Source organism: Microbulbifer sp. TYP-18 (genome assembly GCF_040932045.1).
In the GTDB taxonomy this organism is placed as follows: domain Bacteria; phylum Pseudomonadota; class Gammaproteobacteria; order Pseudomonadales; family Cellvibrionaceae; genus Microbulbifer.
Genome location: NZ_JBFRBC010000014.1, coordinates 1 through 18,974, shown reverse-complemented (window position 1 = coordinate 18,974; position 18,974 = coordinate 1). Strand labels below are relative to the sequence as shown.

The window sequence follows — 18,974 nt, the reverse complement described above, 5'->3', positions numbered from 1 at the left end:
CCCCTGGCTTACTGGCTGTTATTCACCATATAGTCCACGGCGACCTTGATCTCTTCGTCGCTGCAATCCATACACAGGCCCTTGGGGGGCATGGCATTGATACCGTTGATGGCATTGGTGTACAGGGTTTCCAGGCCCTTGTCGATGTGCTTCTGCCAGGATGCCGCGTCGCCAAATTTCGGCGCCCCCGCAACGCCCACCGCATGGCAGGTGTGGCAGGAACTATCGTATACCTCCTGACCACTGCGGCTACCGCCACCGGCAGTGGCAGCCGCGGCCGGTGCCGCCGCGGCGCACTCGTCGCCCTGCATACAGGTCTCGCCCACCGGCGCGATACGCTCGGCGATCTGTTCATCCACCGACTGCGCTGTGGCTACGGCAGAACCGACGGCCAGCGCCACTACAAAACTCAAAACCGCTTTCATTCCCAATCCTCCTAACAACTGCCGGCGCCGCCTCTGGACCTCCGCTAGCAACACCTTCCAAATGGGCCGCATACTTATACGACTACTGTTGATACCAGCGGCACGGGAACTGCCGTGGCCGGCTGGCGCTAGCCCTTGAAGCACCAATGGTTCCGGCGGCCGGCCCGCTATTACACAGGCGGCGATCAGCCTGATCGCCTCAAAGTCGCCCCATTGGTGGTGGCGCATTATAGTCTTTGCGCGACCCGCTGCGAAAGGCGCCAGTGGGGCAAATGCCAAATCTCCGCTTTGCCGCACTCCGGCCCTTCTGTATAATCCGCCGGCGCGATCGCCAGAGGCGGTGCAGCGCTGTTGGGTTAAGGGGCTACTGTCTCCGCCAGAGTCTTCCGACCGGCGGTAAAAGGGCCAGCGGCCCACAGCCTTCAATATTACCCACCCGTAGCTCAGCTGGATAGAGCGCTGCCCTCCGGAGGCAGAGGTCAGAGGTTCGAATCCTCTCGGGTGGGCCATTCCGCGGACCCGCCTTCTAAATTCCAAACCTGCTGTTTTTCAGCGACCATTGTGGGCGCGGGAACCTCCACACGTTTCATGATTTCGACGGAATCGCGTAGGAATGCTGCTTGCCTTTCAATCGACTGCAACGCAGCGGGCGGCCTCTGTGGCCTGACCATAGGGCATTCTCGTTCGATCAAATCCAGGGATGCCTTGACTTGAATTCCTTTGCACCCTGATATAAGTTTTTGCTTATATTCGTATAGAGTTATGGGGGCAGGCATGAACTTTGATATCGAGCATCATCTCGGCTGCGTTGAGCGCTCGGTCGCCGATCTGCAGAAAGAAGGAAAGCCTGCGCGCGCGGTTACACTCTCGCGCAGTTATGACACCGATATCGACGATCTTTGGGACGCCTTGACCACGGCGGAACGCATTCCCCGCTGGTTCCTGCCCATCGAGGGCGATCTGCGGTTAGGCGGCCGGTACCAGTTCAAAGGCAATGCCGGGGGCGAGATCAGCGAATGTGAACCGCCTAAGTATCTCTCGGTGACCTGGATATGGCAGGGAAATGTCAGTTGGGTCCATGTCCAATTGGCGGCCCAAGGCGACAACCGGACCCGCCTGACCCTGACCCATACAGCCATTGTCGATCCGTTCTGGGATCAGTACGGACCCGGGGCAACCGGCATTGGCTGGGAACTCGGCCTCGCCGGCCTCGCTCTGCACCTGATCGACCCCAAAACACCCAAAATCGACGAGGAAGTGTTCGCGCAGTCCCCCGAAGGTAAGGCATTCATGCAACACAGTGCGTCGGCCTGGGGCGAGGCGGATATCGCACGCGGCGAAGACCCGGCCCAGGCAGAGGCTGCATCAAAACGGACTGCGGGCTTCTACACCGGCGAAACCTCGCAACAGGACTAGACCACATATGCACGCCCTCGACATTCTCGGCGACCCGGTTCGGCGCAGAATTATGGAGCTTCTGGCCGAAAATGCACATTCATCCGGCCAAGTCGTTGAAGTCATCCACGCCGAGTTCGGCATCACACAAGCGGCGGTTTCCCAGCATTTGCGCGTATTGCGGGAAAACGGGTTTGCCAGTGTGCGGCCTGAAGGCGCCAAGCGCATCTATGCCGTGGAGACGGGGCCATTGCGGGAGATAGACCAGTGGCTCGACCGCTTCCGCAGCCATTGGGAACCCAAGCTGGACGCCCTGGCCACCGAGGTCGCGCGCGGCAAACGCAAGCGGAGACTTTCGCCAGGGCCTGTTGACACTAACTGAGTTGGCCCTGCTAGGAGCTTGTTGAAAAAGCCCTCCCCGGCTTTCCCCAACCCGGGTTTGCGGCCCAGATATTCCTGTTCGGAACAGCTGGCTGCTGAAAAACACTTTTTTTCAGCCTGCCAGGAAATCTTCCGGCGCGAGCAAGCCGAATTCATCCGAGATTCCCTGGTGATATCATCGCAGCCGCGTAAAACGGGAGTTTCCGCCGGTCCCGGCTTTTCAGCGAATATTCCCGCGCCGCCCTGACCCCGCAACCGGGTCGGCAGTCCCGATAGTCTATAAAAAAGTATGTAGTTACCAACTGATTGCGGGATATGAAAGCTCTGCCGCTGGCGATAATTTGGTTTTTGTCGATATTAGCGTCACCACAGGTAGTAGCAGAGCGTGTGGAATACACCCTGGTGGTGGATCGCCAGCTCAGAAACATCACCGGAAACCCAGTGCAGGCCATCACCATCAACGGCCAGCTACCGGGGCCGACACTGGAGTTTATCGAAGGCGATTACGCGGTGATGCATGTGGTCAATCGCATGCCCAAGCCCATCACCATCCACTGGCACGGCCTACTGGTGCCCGACAATATGGACGGTGTGCCCTACGTCAACAATGCCCCCATAATGCCCGGCCACTCCTTCACCTACGAGTTTCCCATCCGGCAGGCCGGCACCTACTGGTATCACTCGCATTTTGGTTTACAGGAGCAGTATGGCCTCAGCGGCCCCATCATTATCCACCCCAGGCAGCCGTCCACGGACACACCCGCGGATGAGATCATCATGCTGGCGGACTGGAATGATGAGCGCCCCGAAGAGACTATGAGGAAACTCAAGCGCGGTAACGAAGGCTTTGCCATCCGCACCGGAAATGCACAGACCCTGACAGGAGCCATAGAGGCCGGCACTATGGGCAGCGTCTTCCGGCGCAACCTTTATTCCCTGATAAATGCCGAGGTCTCCGATATCGCCTACGACGCCGTCATCACCAATGGCGCAACGGAGTGGTACCTGGATCAACCGGCGGGCCGCAAAGTGCGCTTGAGGGTTATCAACGGCAGCGCCTCCTCCTATTTCTACCTGAATTACGCCGGCGGCCCCATGGAAGTGATTGCCGCAGATGGCCAGGACCTGGAGCCGGTCAAACTGGATCGCCTTTTGATTGCCGTGGCGGAGACCTACGACATACTGGTCACGGTCCCCCACGGCAGGAGTCTGGAATTTCGGGCCACCAACTTCGATGGCTCCAACCACACCTCCAGCTGGATAGGGCACGGCACCAAAGTCCATGCACCGGATATCGAAAGGCCGAACATCTACAGATACGCCGCCAGGATGAGTGATCAGATGATCAAGGGCATCAAAATGCGGCGCAGGCACCCGCAGGGGATGCACATGCCGGATGCCGACACCATCACCACCATTGAGGGTCCGGTATTCACCGGCGGCAACGTGGAACAGCGCCCACCAGCCCCCTACCGGCAGCTGCGCTCGCCTGCCTCCACCGCCCTGCCCGCGCATGCCCCCACCCGCGTGGTAAAGCTGACGCTGACCGGCGACATGAAACGCTATGTCTGGTCCATGAATGGCAAGACCCTCAACCAGGATGCCTATATCCGTATCAGAAAGGGGGAAAATGTCCGCTTTGTAATGATCAACAAAACCATGATGCGGCACCCCATGCACCTGCACGGGCATTTTTTCCGGGTGGTCAACGGCCAGGGGGATTATTCACCGCTAAAACACACGGTGGACGTGGCACCCATGAGTACCACCATGATCGAATTCGCCGCCAATGAAGAGAAAGACTGGTTTTTCCACTGCCACATACTCTATCACCTGGAATCCGGGATGGCGCGCATCGTGCATTACGAGGGCACCCAGGTGTCGCCGGAGATTCAGGCAATCCGCTACAAGGCGCTGCAGGACCTAAGGTATGCCTGGGCCGATATCAGCCTGCAAACCAATATGAATACCGGCACAATTCTAACGCGCAACAATCGCAACGACCTGGCCCTCACCTGGGAGAGCGATTGGAACGACGATTATCAGGCAACACTGGGCTACTACCGCTACCACAACCGTTTCTTCTCCGGTTTTGTCGGGGTAAATACCGATAGCGGCCTGGCACCGGACCGCACTCGCGCCGTGGCCGGCTTTTACTACCTGTTGCCCTTCAAAATAAACAGCCTGCTCTGGGCGGATGACCGCGGCAACGGCCGCATCACCCTCGACCGGGAAGTGATGATCACCGACAGATTTTTCGCCGGCTTCGAGTACGAATATGATTCCTTCTCCAAATCGGAGTATGTGATTGAATTCAATTACTGGTACTCGGATTTCCTGTCCTTTACCGCCAGCTATCACAATGAATATAAAGGCGGTGTCGGCGTCTCACTGCGCTTTTAACAGCCACCTGTTCTAGCAGGCTGTTGAAATTCTAAGAATTTCGGCGCCTGCTACCGGAATATGGATGTTCCGGCAAAATCGACGACCCTAAGTCGTCGATTTTGAGAGAGCAGTGAAAATCACATTTTTCGCTTTTCGTGTTTTGAAAAAGGCAGGATGCCTTTTTCAACAACCTGCTAGGGCCTGTTGCAATTCGAAGAATTGCATTAGCCTGCTACCGGAATATGGAGGTTCCGGCAAAATCGACGACCCTAAGTCGTCGATTTTGAGAGAAAAATGAAAATCACATTTTTCGTGTTTTGAAACAGGCAGTAGCCTTTTTCGACAAGCTGCTAGAGGTGCGGTACCGTCAGGCTGGAGGACTTACTGTTGCTGTAAGGCACCCGGACAGTGTAATTGGTATCTGCCGGCTTCTGGTACAACAGGCCCTCCGTATCGATCGCCAGAACCAGCCAGTGGCCGAAGGGCACATCGTAACTGGTGGTAAACAGCTCCACGTCGATTTTTTGTGCCCTGTAGGGCTCACCGTGCACCGTGACCGGCGCATGGGTAATCAGGCGGCCCAGGCCCAGGGGGCCCACATCGTAGAGATGAATATTCAACTGCGCCTCCGCCTTGGTGGGCTCAACCCACATTTCCAGTCTGGGCGCCCCGCGAATCTTCAGGGTCTGCCACTGATAGGGGGATTCGTAGTCGATGGCATAGTAGCCATTGATGGCTAGCATCGGGGTGTAAACCGGAATGCCGAACCCTTCCAGGGCATCGGACAGCAGCGGAATGCCGGTGCCGGCAAAGGTATCCCAGCCGCCGTTAAACGAGTTGGTCCAGCCCCAGCCCCAGTAAGGGCTGCCTTTGAGGCTGCCGCTGTCGAACAGGGTCAGGCGCGGGCGCAGATACCAGGTGGTGCTCTTCTCCGTGACCGGATAATCCTCGTATCGCTCCAGCTTATTGCTGATACGCACCGTCATATCCACCTTCGGTTCCCGGTCCATACCATTGTCCTCACCCTTCAGGTGGTGGTCGAACCAACGGAAACTGGTGGACCAGATATGGCCGTCGTTGCCGGTCAGCACCTCGGTAACGGCGTGGGTACCCGGATTCAGCAGCAGCTTTTTCGGACCTTCCAGCAGCGAATAAAAATCCGTCATGCTGTTGGGCTTAAACAGGTAATCGGCAAAATTATTTGATACCAGTACCGCAGTACCATTCCGGTTTAATTCATCCACATAACTGAGCGCCGAACGCTGAGCCGCGAATGCCAATACCTGGGGCAGATTTTGACCACTGCGCAAAGAACCCCATATCTGATCTATCACCGGTTCCTTACGCATGGCGGTATTGACCAGCAGGCTGCCCCACACCAGGTTCACCGTTTCATTTGGGTAGAGCGCCTCAATCACGTCCGCCCACCCGGACAGGGCCGCCACCGCATTCACCCGCGGATAGCGGGCCGCGCTCAACAGGGAGATACCGCCCCCATAGGAAATACCCGACAAACCCAACCTGCCCACCGGGTAGCGGTCCTCCAGCCAGTTGATCAGAACCCCCACATCCGCAATGCTATTGTCGCCCGCCACATCCACCAGGCCGCCGGAAAAGCCAAAACCCCGGGTGGAGTAACTCAACACCAGATAGCCGTTTTGCGCCAATTCCTTCGCCTGAAAATAGTACTGGTTCTTCTCCAGGGCCCAGCTGTTGGTAAAAATCACTGTGGGGTAGCCGTCCGCCGGCGGGGGTGATTCGGGAATAAACAGGCTGGCGTCCAGCAGGGTACCGTCAAATGAAGCGATATCCACATCGGCGATATACTGGGGGGCCGACCAGGCATGCGCTGACAGCAGGACGCCACAGAGTAGCGCCACTAGAGGTGTGTTTTTCATTTTATTCTCACCAATGTCTGTTGTTTATTATTTTTTGAACCGCTGTAACATTTCGGTCACAAAGCAGTATAGACCCTAGCCCCCTGCCGGTCATAGACCAAAAACAGTGACCTAATCTACCAATAGCCGATACATTGTTAACTCGGCACCCTATGCCACAGAAGTGATTAAAGAGACGAAAATCAGGATTAACGCTACTGACCTGTAACTTCCGTCGAGTGGCGTCTAATGCCAATCTTTGGCAGGATCGATAACTCCCAGCGCAGGCCGGAGAAACGGGTCAGACGACGGGAATCAAGGGAAGAGTGCAGCTGTTATAATAGCGGTATAAAACCTGATGACCTATACAGTTGGCAATCCACACACTAAATACAGTGTATTCTTAACCCGGCGAACCCCTGATCAACAAGCGATATCACCTAATCGCAGTAGTGTTCAAGGGCAACGATACAGGTAATTGACCGCGTTGCTATTCTACCAATAGTTTTTTGCGCAAAACTTAGGCGGGGAAGGAGATGAAAGAAGTTGAATTCGAATATGGCCCAGTCGCAAGAGGCATATTCCACGCTCTTATAGCCCTGACGATTATCGTACCCTTTATATGGCCCGATAAATTTCTTTACTACCTTGGTTTCCTGCTTTTCTTAGGTTTTGGTTTACGATCTTTTTTACGCGTCACCGGTTTGTATAGAATGTGGACAAGCCTGGAGTGCAAAATCAGCGATAAGTGGCACAGGGGTTTAGTGGAAAAAAGACGCGAGGAAGTCGAGCGCAGAGTCAGGAATGAAAAGTACAGGCATATAAGAAGAAAAGATCCCAGATTGCCAAAAGATTGGTAGAAAGTGGGCATCAGAGCTTTAATTTGTAGTAACTCAGACACCAATTTATAAGTCTTACCTCTAATTAACAGCTTTTAATTCAGCCAAATAACCTTTGATTTGGTTAAGAATAAAATCATTAGTCTGATCGATTGACTGATCTCCCTGATATAAAAATCTCGCCTTTTCACAGTGGGGAATGGCTTTTTTGGGATCATAGGTGCTCTGCTTTTCATCGCCATAAGCATGACATAGATGGTACTCAGCTTCTTCATGACCAAGTGCAATCGCTTTGGTCCAATATTCAATAGCCTCCTCTTGGTTTTTATCAACACCGTACCCAAAGAACATCAGGTACCCAAGATTATTAAAGGCATTGAGCTGAAGCTCAACGAAACCTGGTTTGACTTCAGTCTGTTCGGCAACCTCAGTCCAGTTTTGCGCTGCCTTGGCATATTCCTCATTGCGAAACTGACATGTCCCCAGGTAATAATACTTTTCTATGAGGGGGGACCCCCGATTTAAACCAATATCCTTTAGCTCACAGGACTCTTCAGCATAAGCAAAACCCACCATTAGCATCAAAATAAAGACGATTGCTCTCACGTCCAAACCCCACTTAAATAGCTAAATTAATACCTTGCCGGTCAATTTCCCGGAATCCAAACTCTGCCCTTGAAACTGCGGCGATACAGTCTTTAGTCAACTGACGGTAATGGCGGAGAGCCGGGCGAATGCCTATACCTTATTTCACAATCGGCATCCACCCACTGCTGCACCACCAAGATTCTCCGCAATTAAGACTTTAGCTTTAGTCTTAAATCGAAAATTACCCTATATAGACCTCTCAATTTTCGTTTTTGGCGGTGCGCATATCCATAATCGGCATGGTACCCTGGCCGAATACAGTAGAGGGCAACTTGCCATCCCAGGTTTGCGCTTCCGTAAGTTTTACAATCAAAGGATTATTTTTAAGCGCCTTGGCCTTCGCTTCAATGGCCTCGGCTTCCGCCTTACCTTTTAGTAATATCGACTGTGCTTCCGCCTCTGCAACTTTTAAAATGCCCTTGGCCTTGGCATCCGCGGTGTTCACCGCCCGCAGCGCTTCCAGACGCTGGCGCTCCAGCTTGTGTTCCTCGGCTGCCGCCAAATTCTTTTCAGTCTGCTTGATCTCAATAGAATTGATATATTTCTGCGGCAGTGAGATATTTTCAATTTGAATATTGTCTACAACCACCGGAAAGCCTTCCATTTCATCAGTCAATCTGCGCTCTATTCCCTGAATCGCTGATGCCCGGTCCTGGATCAGCTGCTCCGCCTCGAACTGGGGAATCGTATCCTTAGTGGCGGAACGAAAGCGCGGATCGAGAATCCTCTGCTCAAATTGATTCAGACCACCGTATCTCTTAAACAAATCCAGCGCCGCTTCTTTGTTCACCGTCCAATTGACCGATACTTCCACGGTTACGGGCATCTGTTCTTTTGTACTGGATGCCATCTTCTCAGCGTTTTTCCTGGTTCTTACCTCGATCATTTCCACTGTTTCGATAAAGGGAATCTTAAAATGCAGACCCGGGTTCTGCTGATCCTTGGCCTCCCCAAACCGCTTTACCACACCCACATGCCCCTCAATCACGATATAATAGGAATTGATAATTGCCATCAAGGCCAAAAGGACTACTACGACCTTAAAAATATTGGATGGGGTCAAAAGATTTTTGGCATTCATATTTATCTATTCACTCAGCTTGGTTAATTCTGACTTATACTGGTCGAAAGTTTTCTTCCAGCGATGACACATCCAGTCTCCCCAAAGGCTCAAAATCTGAATGTTGATTTAAATGACAGTCTATGGCGATTTGATTGCTTAATCAATAGAGTTTCTGGACGGCATTTCAATTTAAACTAACACCTTTGAACCCGACAAATTACCCTGCCTAAATAGACTTTTATCACTTTTTGATCTGGTGAAAAATAACTGTTATTCAAGGAGTGACGCGCCGGGGTTTGTCTTTTAGTGCCCGAAACTCCCCTATTGTTCGATTTAGTCTGACCAGTCAATCTAACGCCTGATAGGCCTCTACTTGCCGGCAAGCCATTGCGCTATGCGCTGATGGGCTCGATTACCAATTACCGCCATACTCGGGTGGTTCCGATCGGAAAATTTCATTACAGAAACAACATCAGATTCAAAAGGAGTAAAGCCACTGTAAGGCGCAACAGGATCGCTTTCTGAAGCCAGAATTAGTACCGGCGTTTTGGAGCGCCGCAAAAATGGACCTATATCTGTTTCCTCGACCGTTAAGTCCGCCTTCTCAAGCGCAATACTGGCCGCATCCAGAATATCCTGATCACTTAAAAACAACGAGAGAAAAGGGTGATTGCTGTGCATATAACTCAATACTGCCTGATCAAAAGCAATCATTGGCGCCTGCAGAACTATGCCATTGATATCCTCCCGCATCGACGAAATATACATCGCGGAGACAGCCCCCATGGAATTCCCTACCAAATAGAGAGCTTCCCCCTGCTCAACCTCAATATTGATCAAATCATTGATAATATAGCTATCCCCTACTCCATAGGCTTTTTCACCGGGAGTCTCCCCATGCCCAAGCAAGTCGGGCAGGATTACATCAAAGCCCAGGAAACGGAAATAGAGTGCGGAACTTATCATGAATTCTTTGGAGATACGGAATCCGTGAATCAATACCACAGTGCCTCTCTCTTGTGGTGATTCCGTCTCCCGCTCCAGCGCCAATTGCACTTGGGAAGCCGTCGACCCACCATCCAACTCAACATTATAACTGAGCTTTCTATTACCCAATGGTTGACCCAAAAAATAACTCATGCAGATGCCTGAAGATGTTTGGCAATATTTTTGTTTGACAAACCCCAATGATTCTATGCGATCTACCTCTCCAATGTCTGCATAAGGGTAGCTATCCGAAGTTGCCAAATAGTGCCCCATCATTGAGGAGCACCCAGGCAGGAAGGCTATAAAAATCAAACAGCCCAAACTAATAACCGAACGGCGCAACCAGCGAATTACATTAATTAAAGAAATTTTGTCCATATATCTAAAAATAATCAGAAATTTTTTTACGAAAATTTCACAAAAGCAGATTAAGTTTTGCACAATCTTAGTTAATTTCGTCTGAGGAAATTCTGCCGCCAAAAAATAAATTGGTTTTTAATACTACGACATCTTCGGATATAGTTACTTTAAGAATCATCTTGATGGCCAAATATTTTTTTACCAAAGTAGCCGAGAATTGCCAATGGAATGAGAAATTGGATAAAAACCTGAATTCCCCTTCTTATATAATACCGGATACCTTCCCGTATCTCTTCCTGTGAAATTTCCGGCTTGATAAATTCATGGTCTGACCAACCAACCCAAACACAGATGCTAAACGTAATAAATAATAATGCATATAGTAATATCTGCCTGGCTATATCAGCATTCATTGCCCCATCCTTTTGCGTTAAAAATGAAAGTTTTAGTTATTTGGTTAAGAGATCTATCTTAATCTATTACAGCACAATCTGCAGCCGCATTATTCAGTGCGCAATCAAATCCCAAGAAATGATATGATTAAATTTAAAAGGTTATTGTTACTTTTGGTAGCTAAGTGAATTCCTTATGTGGCATACTCCGTGAAATACAAAAGATTAGCCCTTCGGAAATAGGTTGCTGATACCAGCTTACAATGCTCTTTTGTAAAAAATTAATTTTAGTTTACTGTAAAGTGAGAGCAGTGTCTTCCTTGCTCAACAAGTATTCCGCCTCAGAGATTTTTTGCATAACCTCGGCTTCAGAAAGAACCTCCTGCTCTCCCAGCCACTTAAATTTTTCTATCTCTTTTTCCAATTCATTCTCTGTATTTACTTCCCCATACCATTGCAACATCTGTGCTTTACGTCTTAGTAAAATTTCATTTAAAATTTTATCGTGAAACTTATCCTGAATTACGAAAATATTTCCCTCTTTGGATTTAAAAATCGTGTATTTTATTTTCGCAAACCCAGACCAGTTAAGGCACACAATACCAACAGCCAGCCAAAAACTGTTGGCAACAAATGAGTGGTTATTGTAAATTGCACAGACTAATTGATAGGAGCAGAATGAAAACCATAAAAATCCACGGTTTTACCCCCTTTCATTTCTTTCAATCTGTAATGAATTTTTCTTGAATTTATCTCCATAATATAATTCCGTCTCGCTGCTGTCAGATTTTTCCTTATAGGAAAACACTAGGATTTCTTCTTTTAATCCAGATTTTTATCAAAACCTATAAATCCCTTTTTCTATAAGCTGAGGCAGTCACAATCTATGGTTGAAGAGCTTACGCTCGATATCGCTCTTATTTAAAAGTCTACAATGCCATAGCGAGCAGATAAGGTTTCGATTAAATTTCTTCTTACAGAAATTTCCGGAAGTCTTGTACCCACAGCATTATATGATTGGGAGTTAAAATTAATCAAATATTCATTTAAACCAAACTTTGTTAGTGCAAAACCTCGACTTGTGCGATGCCGAAAACCACTAACACCTCTGAGATTAAGCTGGCCAAACAACTGTTTATGAGATGCTATCCCTGCCTCCATATGCAGAATGGGTTCAATGCTCTTTTTACCTATTGTAAAAGCTCCTAGATCTGGTTCCATAACTACAAAGCCTCTTCCTAGGTGTCTTTCTGCGCTTATCCCAGGGAAATCTGCTAAGTATTCTGCTGACGCTAACGGCGCCAAGGCAACTTTCCTTGATTCAATATCAACAAGTCCAACAAAAGATCTCCCCATGGCTCCGTTTTCTAAATTAGCAATGGATTCTTGTGTTATCCTGTAGGGAGAGGAGGAGTTCGCTCTTCTAGCTCTCTGTGCTAGCTTTTGAACTTGCTGTCCGACTCCTATACTCCGATGGGCTAATTTTCTAGCTCCCTGTCCAATTCGTTTAGCTCCCAGTCCAACTCCAAATGTAATCAAGCCGATAGCCGCACCTATCCCTGCGTTAATACCAGCATCTTTAATGTTTGTGCCTGTGGCCGTACTTAATCCAAAATCTGCAGCACCCGAAACCACAGCATCCGCCACCGCTAAGCCCACCTGAACGCCTGTTTTAGCTCCAATAGCTGCAGCACCAAACCCGCCACTGATAAATCCGAGAGCCGCGCCGATAAAGACTTGTTTTAAATCAAATTCGTCACCCGTAGCTGCCGACCTGATTCCTTCCGCTACAGCGGAGACTGCTGCTCCAACCAGCGCGCCTATAATGGCACCAATGAGCAAACTGAAAAACGCAAAATGCCCACTGGGGTCACGTAGGTTGATGGGATCACCTAATGCATAGGCATAACTATTTACGCCACCTCTACCAAAAGGACTCATCGAATCTGCGGCATGGAACCGCATTAATCCCGGGTTATATACCCGATAGCCGTTACCTAAATGGTACAATCCACTCACAGGATCCTGGCGATGGCCATTATATCCCATTGAATTTGTCGACAAACGGCTGAATCCACTTTGCTCTGTAGCGATCGCAGGCCGTGAACCGGCAATACCAAGCGAGGCAAGGCCCGTCGTCGCTGCCGCAATGCTGGATTGCTTTAAAAAGGCACGTCTTGATTTGTTAACTTCTGCTTTACCTGCGGTATTGAACGGAATAAATGAATCATTACAGTTATTCATGCTTTGCCCTTACTCTTAGCTATTCAACAATATTCACCCCATAAAAAACAACCTTTGAAATGCGACTTCTGGCGCTCCAAAAAAAACATGTACTTATACAAAGAAAACTTTGAATCTCTCTTTTTAATTTGCAACCTATGCTTACGCATTTTCTCCAACTCTATTAACACCCTGATCAATCCATGCTGAAAAATTCAAGTAGCGCTGCCTTAGCCTGGATTCGGTATACCTCGACTGAACGAGGATTCAGCATTACCAAGAAATATACGAGCGCCTAAAAACTGATTACAAATATGATTTCTTCGTAAAGTTGCGTAATGAAATTTTTGACTAATAATTAATCTTTAGGATTGCAAGATCTCCTCCAGATTGTTGATAGATCATATGCGAACTGTTTTTTTCCTACTGTGCTGTCAGTTAAGCAGCGAGAAAAATAGACAAGAGATGGCAATACAGGGCGATCGACTTAATGACTAAGACTTAGCCTGCTCAGTTACTCTCTTGCTCAATATGTCTAACATGTCATAAATAACAATATAGCTATTTATGTGTTTTTCAATACTTAAATGTGATAGAGATCACAAATATCCAATTGGTTTTTTTAATGATAAAAAACTTTTTTTATAGCGACTGTATATGAACGCCCCTTACTGCGGATCAAGTGATCGACTTGCGTTGCATGAAGAGGGACCCATGCTTTCTTAGCCCTTTTGCGATTCTTTAGGCTTTTGACAAGTATTTGGTTACTTGGATACAGCTCCCTAGCAGGTTGTTGAGAAAGCCCTCCCTGGCTTCCCTCAACCCGGGTTTGCGGCTCATGTCCGCAAACCCTCCACGACAAATCAAGCAGTTACATGCTTGATTTGCGGCCCGAACATCCCTGTTCGAGACAGCAGGCTGCTGAAAAGGACTTTTTCAACAGCCTGCTAGTGCAGTAGGTAAGTTGGTGCCAAAAAATATCTGATTTGATGTTTTCATGCCAAGGCACTCTTCGCTCACTTGTTGAGTTTACCCACAACGCGCTCTATACGCTGACTAGGGATAGTGATTAAAGTGCAATCCTTGGGAAAATACTGCCGGATAAGACCGTTGTTATTTTCATTTAATCCACGGTCCTAGCAGGTTGTTGAAAAAGGCATCCTGCCTGTTTCAAAACACGAAAAGCGAAAAATGTGATTTTCACTTTTCTCCCAAAATCAACGACTTAGGCGTCGTCGATTTTGCCGGAACATCCATATTCCGGTACCAGGCGTCGAAATTCTGCGAATTTCAACAGCCTGCTAGGAGGCATAAGGGTGCGCAAAGTAGAAGTTGATGTCGCATGCTTCGGCAATGGCTCGGTGACAAGCAAATTTCTTGCCGTTGTCCGAGGTGATGGTATGGACATGCTCGGACCAAGGTAAGAGCATCGCTATCACCGTACCCTAGATACCCTTGGCTTCTTGGGCGGGTACTTTGGCGGTGAGCGCCAATCGCGATTTGCGCCCTGTCAACCAAACGATGGCTCACTTGTGATGCTTGCCAATAATGGTATCGAATTCCCAGTCACCGAGGTCGGCACGGTTCTCTACAATCTTCGGGGGCTCTACAATTTTCGGAGGCTCTTCGATAGAGACCCGGTGACGAAGATGACCGCGGCGATCATAGCTGCCACTGTCCTTCTCTTCCTTGCCGGTACGAAAAGCGGTGATGTTACCGAAGTTTGCTCTCCATTCCGATCGGTTGAGTTACACTGACTAGTTAAATCTGGATTTATTAGAATTTCGTATTTCTAGATATATAAAACGGCAGAGTAATCTATTCGTACTGCCGCTACATTTTTGCTGCAGTCAGAGTACTATTTTGACATCTTTTTTATCACGCTCAATCTTAACTCGCTCACCTGCATTTTTTCTGGGATTTTGTGCAATTCCCACTGCGAATCGGGTCTTATCCAACGCCCAACCTTCAAATGAAGCTGATGTCAGAATTTTACTTCGACCCCAATAAATCTGTATACCTGCATAGCCGGGTTCCTGTACCATTTTCGTCAACGCCCGTATTTGTTCAGGCGAAAATCCCTCTTATCGACAAAACCGACAAAATCAAGTAGCTTGCAACGGATATGATCCAAGCAGCGCGGGCAGGATTTGAGCCAATCATAACAAGAGGAGGGTTATGTCGTGTTTAAGTGGATAAAAGTGATAGCAGCTGGGGCAGTATTCTCACTGGCAGCCTGCAGTGGGCTCAAGACGCCAGACTTGAGTGAGCAGAGCATCACCGAACTACAGACGATGATGTCCGAAGGGCAACTCAGCTCAGTGCAGTTGGTGAAGTACTATCAGGCGCGTATCGCCAAATACGATACTGGTGAAAAGGGCTTACACTCAATCATTGTGGTCAATCCCGACGCCCTCGATATCGCCAGGCAACTGGATGAGGAGCGGGCACAAAAAGGGCCCCGGGGCCCTCTCCACGGTATCCCCGTACTGTTAAAAGACAATATTGATACCGCCGATAAGATGCCAAACACAGCCGGGTCTCTGTTGCTGAAGGATAACCTGCCCGAGCAGGACGCCCCACTGGTAGCAAAGCTCCGCGCCGCGGGTGCGGTTATCCTGGGCAAGGCGAACCTGAGTGAGTGGGCCAATTTTCGCGCCCATCCCTCCAGCAGTGGCTGGAGCGCGATGGGTGGACAGGTGCTCAACCCCTATAAAGAGGGCGCAAACCCCTGTGGCTCCAGCGGTGGTTCAGCGGTTGCCGTGGCCGCCGACTTAGTAGCAGTATCAGTGGGCACCGAGACTGATGGCTCTCTGACCTGCCCGGCAGCCATCAACGGTATTGTCACTATCAAACCAACCCTGCACCTCATCAGCCAGAGCGGTATTATACCTATCGCCCACAGTCAGGATACCGCAGGGCCAATGGCGCGCACCGTTGCCGACGCCACCCTGTTGCTGGAATCCATGACCGACAATAGTGTTGACTACAGTTCGGCACTCAAGCAAGACGGCTTGCAGGGCAAGCGTATTGGTGTGGTCCGCAACCTGATGGGCTACAACCAAGATCTGGACAATACCTTTGATGCGGAATTACAAGCACTGCGGGCGCAAGGCGCACAGCTGGTGGACAACTGTGACATCACCACGGTTGGCCAGTTCTCGGAACAGGAATTCACCGTACTGTTATCGGAGTTCAAGGCGGGTATCAATGGGTATCTGGCTCAGGCGGACCTGCCCGAGGTGAATAATCTTGAGGCGCTGGTGGAGGGCAATAAGCAGCTAGCCGACAGGGAACTTGTCCACTTCGGCCAGGAGTTGTTCGAATATTCACTTAAAGCGCCAGCGTTAACCGATTCCGCCTATATAGAGGCGCAGGAAAGCGCCAAGCGCCTGGCCGGTAAAGAGGGAATCGATGCCGCACTGGATCGTTGCGATGTAGACCTGTTGATTGCACCCACCGTGGGGCCGGCCTGGCAGACCAATTATGAGAGTGGCGATAAATTTCAGGGCTCGGCCGGCAGCCCCGCTGCGGTAGCCGGCTACCCCCATATCACGGTGCCAATGGGTTTTGTGGAGGGTTTGCCCGTCGGTATCTCCTTTTTCTCCGGTGCAAATACCGAGCCGCTATTGATCGAGGCAGCCTACGGCTATGAACAGGCAACCCATCACCGTATTGCGCCTTCGTTGGTTTGGATCACTGAAACTACCGAAACTGAGTGACCTGATATAGGAATATTGGCGGGCAGGGTTGGCACGATACTGTTTGATCAAAAAACCATCAGCAGAACCCGCGATGACAATAGCACCGTCATACAGGTCACAACTGCGGTCAACCACCAACAAGCTGCCGTGATGGATTCCATGACCAATCATCGACCGGCCTTCACCAGGTAGGTGGCGTAAGGTCACCGGACAAGCCAGTCATGTATGGATTCTGGTGTAGGTCCAGAGTCTGCACGGCGCCGGTAAAGCCTGACAGTAGCCGACACACTACTATGTCCATGCCCAACTCTGGTAACGGCTCACAGGACCAGGACCGCAATTCATCCGCTTCAGCAAACCAAATTTGGTCCTGCTATAGGACGTAGAGATTGACCAAGGTTCAAGTAAGTGCGGGCGTTGGTACCAAACGGCACGAGTTGGCAACTGGCCCGTTGGGCCCAGATCCAATCATCGATGACTATAGGCTTCTCCGCATAAGCCGCTGCTTGCGATGGAAAACCTACCACCCAGTCGATCAACTTTCTTCAATTATTTTAATACCTTGCACGTAAGTAAGTGTCACTCTACTCTGACCCCAATTATTAGTTATTATAATTAGTGGCAAATTTTTGCATTGTGCTCCAATGTTTCAGTCAATCTCGGTTTTTTCATAACAATATTTCCACTTAAGGTTCCTAACTTACCATACACTACAACGTAATTGCCTAGGCAGGGTTTATACTTACTAGGCGGCTTATCGGCCATATACAAAGCGCTGCCCCATAAAAACCTTCCATCGATATCAGAATATTCTTTACTTGGATAAAGGAATATTCCTCCAGCAGTATGTGCAGCTAAATACCCCCGCACAGCAACCTCTTTAGAAAAATATTTCTCCGGTTCAGAAAGCAAATAATCTACTGACACTACGTTATTAGTTGAACCTTTGTCAGAACATCCTGCAAGAACTAACATGATGAAGCAGAATAGACGGTGCACTTAGTTACTCCAAACTCGTTGGTTTGATACTTGAAAACATTGTCGCCATAATCAATATATATTGGATCTTGATAATACTGTTTGCCAGTAAAAAACCCTTCACTTTTGAAATTATCTGAATATATACTAATGGTATGAACGTCAATGGGAGCTGTATTTGCCCTTGCATTTATTACAATCGCCTTTGCACAAGAGTTAGAGTCGTACGAATGGTGAAATCTTGGATGAGACTCGTCAAAACTAGGGACTTCATTTTCGTCGTAACCGACCACCTCATTCCCCTTTTGTGCAAACTAGCCCTCAAACTCCTTGATAGCTTGAGGGATCTCTTTCTGAAGCACTGAATTTTTATAATATTCGGTAGAGCTATAACTTCCGTCTTTTTCCTTAATCCAAACAACCCCCCCAATATCACTGCTAGAAAACCACAAACGATCACCATCCCAAACAATCACCCAACGCTGGTATACGCTAGCTCTATCTTTAGATAAAATAAGTGTTTCACCACTATTATTCACAAGGTGGTATTTAACTATACCTGAAACATTTTCAACCTGTAGCTGCAAACGATCATTAAGTGCATATTCTCCAAATTCTGTTATCGCCTTTCCACTGGCAACCACTTGGTTACAGCCAACAACCAACAGTAAAAATAAAACAAAAAAAAGAAGGTTGCTTTTTATTCTTCGCACATTAATTCCCTCCAGTATATCTTGTATCCCTTGAATGCTGCCAGCTAATATGAACATCGTAATCTGCAGGGCTAAATATCGTGTTTAAAATACCAGCCCTAACCCTATCACCCAGATAGATTGGGTTGGGGTCGATTCTATCATTCCAAGTAACGGTAACATTGTAAGCATATCCGCCAGTTGACAACAGCTCAGCAAATCCAATTATGGATAAGTCCCCTAAACCACGATGAGTGCCATGCAACATTTCATATCCAGTCGAATACCCGTTTTGTATTTCTCCGTGGACTGTAAGGTTCACAAAGCCTGAACCTAATCTATTGGCCGCATCACCATACAAGGCTAGGTTAATCTGGTTAGTTAGGAACTGGTTCGCTTTCATGTATTCACCCCAACTTCCACCATTGGTAATAAGAGTTTCTCCTGAGCCATTTAACCACCTCATAAATAGCTCTTCTCCTTTTTCATCAAAAAGCCATCCTTTATTACTCTCTTGTGCACTTTCACCCCCTCCCTGCCAATTCATCACATACTGCATTGCAGCCGTAATGGCACCATTGGCAAACTTTCCGCCACTTAACTCCGAGGTTGTACCACCAACAAC

General features: G+C 48.9%; 17 protein-coding genes and 1 tRNA gene. 6 read left to right on the top strand and 12 right to left on the bottom strand.

All coding sequences use genetic code 11. From position 1 onward, the window contains the following. Positions 1-8: 8 nt before the first annotated feature. Positions 9-425, bottom strand: coding sequence for a cytochrome c5 family protein (locus tag ABVT36_RS12100; RefSeq protein WP_368456815.1), 417 nt, complete (start codon positions 423-425; stop codon positions 9-11). A gap of 432 nt (positions 426-857) precedes the next feature. Between ABVT36_RS12100 and ABVT36_RS12095 the strand changes: the two genes are divergently transcribed. The 4 genes from ABVT36_RS12095 (at position 858) to ABVT36_RS12080 (ending at position 4,604) form a co-directional block, all read left to right on the top strand. Next, positions 858-934: transfer RNA gene (locus ABVT36_RS12095), tRNA-Arg, on the top strand. Positions 935-1,199: 265 nt separating this feature from the next. Further along, positions 1,200-1,841, top strand: coding sequence for an SRPBCC family protein (locus ABVT36_RS12090; protein WP_368456814.1), 642 nt, complete (start codon positions 1,200-1,202; stop codon positions 1,839-1,841). A 7-nt stretch (positions 1,842-1,848) separates the two neighbouring features. Beyond that, on the top strand, positions 1,849-2,202 hold the full coding sequence (locus ABVT36_RS12085) for an ArsR/SmtB family transcription factor (RefSeq protein WP_368456813.1): 354 nt from the start codon (positions 1,849-1,851) through the stop codon (positions 2,200-2,202). 386 nt (positions 2,203-2,588) lie between these two features. Next, on the top strand, positions 2,589-4,604 hold the full coding sequence (locus ABVT36_RS12080) for a multicopper oxidase domain-containing protein (protein WP_368456812.1): 2,016 nt from the start codon (positions 2,589-2,591) through the stop codon (positions 4,602-4,604). Between the two features lie 332 nt (positions 4,605-4,936). Here ABVT36_RS12080 and ABVT36_RS12075 read toward each other — a convergent pair whose 3' ends face one another. Further along, positions 4,937-6,484, bottom strand: coding sequence for an alpha/beta fold hydrolase (locus ABVT36_RS12075; protein WP_368456811.1), 1,548 nt, complete (start codon positions 6,482-6,484; stop codon positions 4,937-4,939). A gap of 515 nt (positions 6,485-6,999) precedes the next feature. Here ABVT36_RS12075 and ABVT36_RS12070 point away from each other — a divergent pair. Then, the gene (locus ABVT36_RS12070) at positions 7,000-7,323 is read left to right on the top strand and encodes a hypothetical protein (RefSeq protein WP_368456810.1); all 324 of its coding nucleotides are present in this window, start codon (positions 7,000-7,002) and stop codon (positions 7,321-7,323) included. A 60-nt stretch (positions 7,324-7,383) separates the two neighbouring features. On the opposite strand, the gene ABVT36_RS12065 is transcribed toward ABVT36_RS12070, so the two are convergent. The 6 genes from ABVT36_RS12065 to ABVT36_RS12040 all read right to left on the bottom strand — a co-directional run bounded on the left by ABVT36_RS12065 (position 7,384) and on the right by ABVT36_RS12040 (position 12,996). Continuing rightward, positions 7,384-7,908 carry a sel1 repeat family protein gene (locus tag ABVT36_RS12065; protein ID WP_368456809.1) on the bottom strand — a complete coding sequence of 175 codons (525 nt, stop codon included), beginning with the start codon at positions 7,906-7,908 and terminating at the stop codon, positions 7,384-7,386. A gap of 241 nt (positions 7,909-8,149) precedes the next feature. Beyond that, positions 8,150-9,031: a prohibitin family protein gene (locus ABVT36_RS12060; RefSeq protein WP_367151932.1), complete on the bottom strand. Its 882-nt coding sequence runs from the start codon at positions 9,029-9,031 to the stop codon at positions 8,150-8,152. A 351-nt stretch (positions 9,032-9,382) separates the two neighbouring features. After that, positions 9,383-10,480: an alpha/beta hydrolase gene (locus tag ABVT36_RS12055; RefSeq protein WP_368456808.1), complete on the bottom strand. Its 1,098-nt coding sequence runs from the start codon at positions 10,478-10,480 to the stop codon at positions 9,383-9,385. Positions 10,481-10,527: 47 nt separating this feature from the next. Beyond that, positions 10,528-10,773: a hypothetical protein gene (locus tag ABVT36_RS12050; protein WP_368456807.1), complete on the bottom strand. Its 246-nt coding sequence runs from the start codon at positions 10,771-10,773 to the stop codon at positions 10,528-10,530. Between the two features lie 271 nt (positions 10,774-11,044). Beyond that, a complete protein-coding gene (locus ABVT36_RS12045) occupies positions 11,045-11,350 on the bottom strand; it encodes a hypothetical protein (RefSeq protein WP_368456806.1) in 306 nt (101 codons plus the stop codon). Between the two features lie 323 nt (positions 11,351-11,673). After that, complete coding sequence (locus ABVT36_RS12040; RefSeq protein ID WP_368456805.1) at positions 11,674-12,996, bottom strand: RHS repeat-associated core domain-containing protein; 1,323 nt, start codon at positions 12,994-12,996, stop codon at positions 11,674-11,676. A 2,162-nt stretch (positions 12,997-15,158) separates the two neighbouring features. Here ABVT36_RS12040 and ABVT36_RS12035 point away from each other — a divergent pair. Then, positions 15,159-16,697 carry an amidase gene (locus tag ABVT36_RS12035; protein ID WP_368456804.1) on the top strand — a complete coding sequence of 513 codons (1,539 nt, stop codon included), beginning with the start codon at positions 15,159-15,161 and terminating at the stop codon, positions 16,695-16,697. On the opposite strand, the gene ABVT36_RS12030 is transcribed toward ABVT36_RS12035, so the two are convergent. The 4 genes from ABVT36_RS12030 to ABVT36_RS12015 form a co-directional block, all read right to left on the bottom strand. Continuing rightward, positions 16,602-16,886 carry a LexA family protein gene (locus ABVT36_RS12030; protein WP_368456803.1) on the bottom strand — a complete coding sequence of 95 codons (285 nt, stop codon included), beginning with the start codon at positions 16,884-16,886 and terminating at the stop codon, positions 16,602-16,604. The genes ABVT36_RS12035 and ABVT36_RS12030 overlap by 96 nt on opposite strands. A gap of 408 nt (positions 16,887-17,294) precedes the next feature. Then, the gene (locus ABVT36_RS12025) at positions 17,295-17,678 is read right to left on the bottom strand and encodes a hypothetical protein (RefSeq protein WP_368456802.1); all 384 of its coding nucleotides are present in this window, start codon (positions 17,676-17,678) and stop codon (positions 17,295-17,297) included. Positions 17,679-17,971: 293 nt separating this feature from the next. After that, complete coding sequence (locus tag ABVT36_RS12020; protein ID WP_368456801.1) at positions 17,972-18,370, bottom strand: hypothetical protein; 399 nt, start codon at positions 18,368-18,370, stop codon at positions 17,972-17,974. A 1-nt stretch (position 18,371) separates the two neighbouring features. Continuing rightward, on the bottom strand, positions 18,372-18,974 hold a 603-nt coding region (locus tag ABVT36_RS12015; RefSeq protein WP_368456800.1), incomplete at its 5' end, for a hypothetical protein.